Origin of the sequence: Amycolatopsis sp. SID8362, assembly GCF_010550475.1 — a bacterium.
Classification (GTDB): domain Bacteria; phylum Actinomycetota; class Actinomycetes; order Mycobacteriales; family Pseudonocardiaceae; genus Amycolatopsis; species Amycolatopsis eburnea.
In genome coordinates this window covers 1-6,939 of record NZ_JAAGNB010000973.1, presented here as the reverse complement: position 1 = coordinate 6,939, position 6,939 = coordinate 1, and the positions used below count along the sequence as shown (strand labels likewise).

5 protein-coding genes are annotated in these 6,939 nt (G+C 71.4%); all 5 read left to right on the top strand.

Going from position 1 to position 6,939, the window contains the following annotated elements:
* Window positions 1–174 precede the first annotated feature (174 nt).
* Window positions 175–1,029: a hypothetical protein gene (locus G3I65_RS30645; protein ID WP_160699196.1), complete on the top strand. Its 855-nt coding sequence runs from the start codon at window positions 175–177 to the stop codon at window positions 1,027–1,029.
* 453 nt (window positions 1,030–1,482) lie between these two features.
* On the top strand, window positions 1,483–1,749 hold the full coding sequence (locus G3I65_RS30640; RefSeq protein WP_125307003.1) for a hypothetical protein: 267 nt from the start codon (window positions 1,483–1,485) through the stop codon (window positions 1,747–1,749).
* Window positions 1,750–1,761: 12 nt separating this feature from the next.
* Window positions 1,762–2,289 (top strand): hypothetical protein, encoded by a 528-nt coding sequence (locus tag G3I65_RS30635; RefSeq protein WP_160699195.1) that lies wholly within the window; start codon window positions 1,762–1,764, stop codon window positions 2,287–2,289.
* A gap of 3 nt (window positions 2,290–2,292) precedes the next feature.
* A complete protein-coding gene (locus tag G3I65_RS30630; protein WP_160699194.1) occupies window positions 2,293–5,253 on the top strand; it encodes an ATP-binding protein in 2,961 nt (986 codons plus the stop codon).
* A partial coding sequence (locus tag G3I65_RS30625; RefSeq protein ID WP_160699193.1) for a magnesium transporter occupies window positions 5,250–6,939 on the top strand: 1,690 nt, incomplete at its 3' end. The genes G3I65_RS30630 and G3I65_RS30625, both read left to right, overlap by 4 nt.

The window sequence follows — 6,939 nt, the reverse complement described above, 5'->3', positions numbered from 1 at the left end:
GCCGCAGGGGTGCGCGCGGCTCGCTGCCGGCCGGGAGCGCCGGACTCGAGCCCTCGCAGTGCGGGGCGCCCCGCACTGCCTGCCGGAGCGGTCCCCGCCGGCGTCGGCCCCCAGGTCGCCGCCCGAAAAATCAGACCGGTTCCCCGCGAGGTTACCCGGTAGTAGGGTGCTGCCATGGCGGGTGACGAGAAGCGGTTCAAGTCGGCGTTCGATTCCTTGCACGCCCTGGCGTACTTCGCTCCCGAAGTGGACGAAGCGCTCACCGGGATCGGCCTCCGGCCCGGGCGGATGCCGTACTTCGCCGGGCGGTCCGCCGCCATGGGGGCCGTCGGGCCCGAGGTCGTCGCGGCCACCTTCTACAACTTCAACCCCGAGGTCGTCGCCCGCGTGATCCCGCGGGCCTGGACCCTGGCGTCGCCCGAACAGGTCCTCGAAGCCCGTATCGACGGTGTCGACAAGGCGCTGGCCCGGCTGCTCGGCGACCACGTGAAGAGCGACGAGGTCGCCGAAGCCGCGGAGCTCGCGCGCGAAGCCGCCGCCGGGTGCACCGCCGAAGGCCGTCCGCTCTACGCCGCGCACGCGGGGCTCGGCTGGCCGGGGGAGCCGCACCTCGTGCTCTGGCACGCCGTCACCCTGATCCGCGAGTACCGCGGGGACGGCCACATCGCCGCGCTGGTCCTCAACGGGCTGAGCGGCGTCGAAGCGCTGGTCACCCACGTCGCCACCGGCCGCGGGTTCCTCACCGACACCGCCAAGCTGACGCGCGGCTGGAGCGACGAGCAGTGGGCTGCCACCGAGGCTCGGCTCGTCGAACGCGGTCTCCTCGACGCCGAGAGCCTGCTGACCGAAGACGGCCTCGCCCTCCGCGACCGCATCGAGGTCGCGACCGAAGCCGCCGCGCGGGGGCCGTGGGAGCACCTCGGTGCCGAGCGGACCGCCCGGCTCGAGGAACTCTGCCGCGGGCTCAGCCGCCGCGTCGTCGAGGCGGGCGCGTTCCCGGAGGGTGTCTTCGCCAAGCGCCGCCCCTAGCACTCAAGATCACGCTATGTAGTGAAAAAGTTGTTAAGTATGGAGCGCCGTGTGACGGACAGCGGGCGGGCTCAAGATCGACATGGCCGCCGACCGGCGGAGTGGTCGTCACAGAACGGACTCGCGCGACGCGGCCGTTCGGGTCATGTCACACTGTTCCAGGCCGCACAACGGCCACGGTGCCAGTACCCACAGTGAGCAAATCCCGGGCATTGGGGTGAGTTCGTCAGCACACTGAGAAGTATGGGTGGCCGGGGTTCAACCCGAGGGCCCTTGCCGCGATGATGGTGGGCGTGGAGTTTTCGTGTGCCACGCGCACCACACCGGTTGAAGAGGCAGCCGGCATTCACGCAGCGCGCTTTGACCACTACCCCTCGTAGCCCCCATGATGTTGTTCGAAGCACCGCCTGAGCCAGAACCGCGCGGCCCCCACCGCGCACCGGGAGTATCGCGATGACGACCTTGACCACCCTCGACACGCTGGCCGCCGGCGAGCTGGGCACGGGAAACGTGCGCACCTGGCTGATCGACAACATCATTCCGCTGGTGCTGCTGGCCGTAGCGCTCCTCCTGCTCTGGCTCGGCGGCGGCAAGGGCGACAACGCCGGTGTCATGCGACGGCTCGCCGGCGTGGTCATCGCGCTCGCCATCATCGGACTCGCGGTCAGCGGCGCCGGCGTCAACGTGGGCCAGTGGATCGCCGGCCTGTTCACCGGCTGAGGCGGGGCCCGCGTGCGCATCAGGACTGATGACGAGGTCTACCGGGTCGACGCCGTGTGGCTCGGTCCGCCGAAAGCGACTTTTCCCTGGAGAGCCCGGTACGTCGCCTGGCTCATCGGCATCCCGACGTTCTTCGTCGTGCTCGGTATCGAGCGCTGGGCGGGGTGGAGCTTCGGGTTCTTTTCGACGGCGTGGGCGTTCGTCGCCACCATCGTCGTCACCCGGCTGCTGACCGCCAAGATCAGCCACGAGCGCCCGCTCGGCGCCGTGGTCGCGATGGCGGGGCGCGAGCTCAACACCCCGAGAGAACTGACCACGGGCACGGGTGGCGCGGTGAGCGCCAGCCGGGTCCGGGTGCGGGCCGAGCGCCCGTTGCCGAAGCACCGCCGGAGGCGGCAGTACCAGCACCACGGCGGCCAGCCGGGTGCGGCTCCGCCGATGCCACCCTCGTCGGGGGCGCGCCGCGCCACCGCGCCGGTTCACCAGGGAGCACCACGAGCGCGCCGGGGCCGCGGCAACGCGGCCCGGGCCGGGAGGTAGTCGTTGTTCGGTCGCGGCGATAGCCGAGGAAAACGGGGTCGGGATGCACACTCGGGCGCGTGGCAACCGCCCGAGCAGGTCCGCGCGCCGCGGAACGGTTCGGGCGGCAAGGCCCGGCGCCTGACCGGGGAGCAGGCGATTCCCGCGTATACCCCCTCGATCGCGGTGCGAAGCATCGACGGGCACCTGGTCCGCACCGGGTTCGAGGTCTACGCCTGGTACCGGCTCGCGCCGCAGCGCTGGTCGTTCCGCTCGGACTCGCAGCGGCGCGACCTGATCGCGGCCATCGCCGGCCAGTACGCCGAGCTGCAGGGCCGCTGGCTGCACCTGCGCGTGACGAACCGGCCGTACCCGATCCGGATGTGGGCCGAGGCGCACGTCTACAACGCCCACAACCGTCCCCAGGACGTGCCGGGCGCGATGTCGTTCGACGACTACCTGATCGGCGAGCAGCAGCAGCTCATGGGCCGCTCGATGGCCGAAAAAGAGGTCTACATCGGGGTCCAGGTGCAGACCCGGCGGATGGTCGACCGCGCGGTCGAGCGCGCCGCGCCGGTGCTGCGCAAGATCCTGCCCGAGGCCGTCGACGCCGAGCTGACCGCGCTGGACTCCGAGGTCGAGCACCTCGACCAGGTCATCGGCAGCGCCGGGCTGGAAGGCCGTCCGGTGCACGCCGAGGAGATGTCCTGGCTGATGCACCGCTCGTGCTCCCTGGGCCTGCCCGCGCCGCGGAACATGCCCGCCGTGCCGGGCGCGGCCTGGGAGCCGGAGGACCTGGCCAGCTTCACCGACGCCGCCGACTTCTACGCCGAGCCGTACGCGCCGACCGTGACCGTCCGCGGCCGCACCGGCTCCAACGCCGGCGTCTCGCGGCACCTGGCGGTGCTGACCGTCGGGCAGATGCACGGCCTGCAGATCCCCGAGGTCGACGACCCGTGGATCCAGCACGCCGACCGCCTGCCCGCCGCGGTCGAGGTGTCCGCGCGCATCTACGTCCGGCGCCCCGAAGAGGTCGCCGGCGAGCTGCAGCGGCAGATGAACAAGGTGCGCTCGCAGGTCAAGCACTACACCGACGAGCACGAGCTGGAACCGCCGCAGTCGCTGTCCCGGCAGGCCGGGCGCGTGCTGGAGATCGACGACGAGATGACGTCGGGCTTCACCGCGCTCGCCACCCGCGTCCGCTCCTGGTGGCGGCTGGCGGTGTCCGGCCCGACCGAGCGCGACGCGCTGCGCTTGGCCCAGCAGCTGCTCGACCTGTACAAGCCGAAGATCGCCATCGAGCACCCCGAAGCCCAGTACGCGCTGGCCAGGGAGTTCATCCCGGGCGAGCCGCTGGCCTCGGCGGCGTACATGCGCCGCGGCTCGGTCGTCTGGAGCGCTTCGGCGGTCCCGACGGCGACCGCGGAGGTCGGCGACCGCCGCGGCATCCTGCTCGGCGAAACGTGCACGGCCACGCGCCGCCCGGTGGCCTGGGACCCGTGGATGGCCCAGGAGATCCGCGACGGCTCCGGCCTGACGGCGATGGTCGCGGGCCTGGGTGGTGGTAAGTCGTTCCTCGGCGGCGGCATCGTCTACAAGACGCTGCGCGCGGGGGCGAACTGGACGATCCTCGACCCGTCCGGCCCGCTGTCGCGGCTGTGCGACCTGCCGGAGCTCCGGCCGTACGCGCGGCCGATCAACCTGCTCAACGCGCAGCCGGGGATCCTGAACCCGTACCGGGTGGTCGCCGAGCCGCTGATCGAGCACTTCATGGACGAGGACGACCCCGAGCGCTCCTGGCGCCGCGAGAAGGCCCTGGCGGGCGCGACGCGGCGACGTCTGGTGCTGGACGTGCTGACCGGTGTCCTGCCGTACGAGGTCTCGCGGATGGCCCAGACCCGGATCGTGCTGCTGCGCGCGGTGCGAGCCGTGGGTGGCCGCTTCGACGCGGATCCAGGGCAGGTAATCGATGCGCTCCGGCGGGATTCGTCGGAGCACCACGAGCACGCGGGCGTCGTCGCGGACTTCCTCGACGAGATGCGCGAGCGGATGGCGCTGCTGATCCCGGAGACGGACGCGGACCCGTACTCGGAGACGCGCGACGACCGCCTGACGGTCCTGACGATGGCGGGGCTGACCCTGCCGAAGGACGGCGTCCCGCGCGAGTACTGGACGGACGCGGAGTCCCTCGGCGTCGAGATGCTGAACCTGGCGGCGTGGCTGACCCAGCGGTCGGTGTACGAGAAGCCGAAGGAGATGCGCAAGGGCGTCTGGATCGACGAGGCGTTCTTCCTGTCCGAGGTCCCGACCGGGCGCGTGCTGATGAACCGCTTCGCGCGTGACTCGCGGAAGTGGAACGTCCGGGTCCTGCTGTCCTCGCAGATCCCGGCGGACTTCCTGAAGATCCAGGGTTTCGTGGCCCTGCTGGACTCGGTGTTCGTCGGCCGCCTCGACGACGACGACGCCCAGGCGGACGCCCTGCGGCTGCTGAAGGTCCCGGTCGGCGTCGGCTACGAGCAGGTCGTGGCGGCTCTCGGCCGTCGTCCGGGCGCCCAGCGAAGCGGCCTGGAGCGCGACGTCGAGCCCCGCCAGTTCATCTTCGGTGACGGCGCGGGCGGCGTGGAGCGCATCCGCGTCGACTTCTCCGGCCCGCACCTGGACCACCTGCGCGCGGTCATGGACACGACCCCGGGTTCGAAGGACGCCGCCTCCCCACCCCGCCGCCCCGGCAACGAGCTGGCGCTGCCCGCGGAGGAGAAGAAGCCGTACGTGGCGGTCCCGCCGGAGGACGACATCGAGCTGGAGCAGGACTTCGAGCTGGCGGCGGAACTGGAGGTCGGCCTCGCCGACGAAAGCCTCCTGGGCGCGCCGGACCCGCTGGCGTCCGAGACCGGGGAAGTGGAGGGCGGGGTGCAGCCGTCCAACGGGCAGCAGCAACACGCCCGCACGGGTGGAAAGGGCGGCACCGGCCGGGACGCCGCATGAACACCGTGCTGACGCTCGCGGTCCTGCTGACGGTGGCCGCGGGATGGCACTCGCTCAAGCGGCGGATCAAGGAAGGCCCGCGGCCGGGCCGGCGCGTGCCGGGCCGCAAGGCGACGATGTTCGCCGTCATGCTCGTGCTGGGCCTGCAGGCGATCGCGACCGCCCCGGCGGCGAGCGCGGCGGCCTGTGGTGAAGCGCCCAACCCGGAACGCCCCGGCGCGGGCATGGTCGGGGCGATCGACCCCGCCGAAGGCCACGGCGAGGCGGGCAGCGCGTACGTCGACTACAGCTACGCCGGGTTCGTCTGGAACACCTTCGAGACGAACTGCTCCGGGCTGAACCTGACGCCGCCGGGCTCGACGCTCGACACCTGGGGCGGCAACCAGCTGTTCAACCTGGGCAAGAACATCGTCGGCGCGACGAACTCGCTGCACTACACCGTGCTCGAGGGCGGCCTGCTCAACCCGATCTACAGCGCGGTGAAGTCGGGCGCGGAGAAGGTCTACAACAACATCTACGCCCAGCTGTTCGGGCTGGTCGCGCTCGTCATGTCGATCATGCTGTTCCGCAACATCTGGCGCGGTGACCTCGCCGCGGTCAGCAAACGGGCGCTGTACGCGCTGGCCGGCGTCTGGCTCGCCGCGTCGTCGCTGGCGATGCTGCGCTACTTCGACCCGATCGACAAAGCGATCGTCCAGACCACGACGAACATCCAAGCCGGGTTCGTCGACGACTCCGACAACCGGGTCATCCGGCACGTGCTGCCGACGAGCCTGCACAACGAGATCGTCTACAAGAACTGGGTGCGCGGGGAGTTCGGCTCGCCGACCGCGCCGCAGGCCGACCAGTTCGGCCGCCCGCTGCTGGACGCGCAGGCGTTCACCTGGGCGCAGCTGCGCAACGGCGACGACGGCAACCAAGCCGTCATCGACGGCAAGAAGAACGCCTACAAGGACATCTCCACCAAGCTCGGCCCCGCCACCGGCTACTTCACCGGCGAAGCCGGCGGCCGCACCGGTGCCGGCTTCCTCTCCCTCGGCCAGGCGCTCGTCTACTCCCTCTTCCAGCTCCTCGCCAAGGCGAGCGTCCTCCTCGCCCAGGTCCTGATCCGCCTCTTCGCGCTCACCGCGCCGCTGATCGGGCTCATCGCCCTGCTGCACCCGGAGATCCTGCGCCGGGTGCTCAAGGTCGCCGGCGGGGTCGCGTTCAACCTCGTCGTGCTCTCCGTGCTCGCCGGCGTGCACGCCCTTCTCCTGCAAGCCATCTTCGACGCGGGCAACTCGCTGAACATGCTCACGCAGATGGTGCTCGCCGGGCTGATCACCGTGCTGCTGTTCATGGTCGGCCGTCCCGTCCGCCGGCTGTGGCAGATGGTCGAGATGTCGGTCAGCATGGTCGGCGCCGCCGTGCCGTCGCCGGGCGGCGGGATCTTCTCCCGCTTCAAGCGCAACAAGAACGGCCCGACGCCGCAGGACGAGTTCTGGCAGAACGTGCGGGACACCGACGACGTCGTCGACGGGGAGCAGCGCGGGCCGCTCGGGGCGACCGCCGGGGGTGGGCGGTTCCGGCCGGAAGCCACGATCTTCGCCAACGCCCAGCGGCTCGACAACGCCTCGGGGGCGGCCCGCCCGGCCGCGGCCTGGTCCGGGGCCTGGCCGGGTGCCGTCGGAGGCGGTGGTGCCGCGG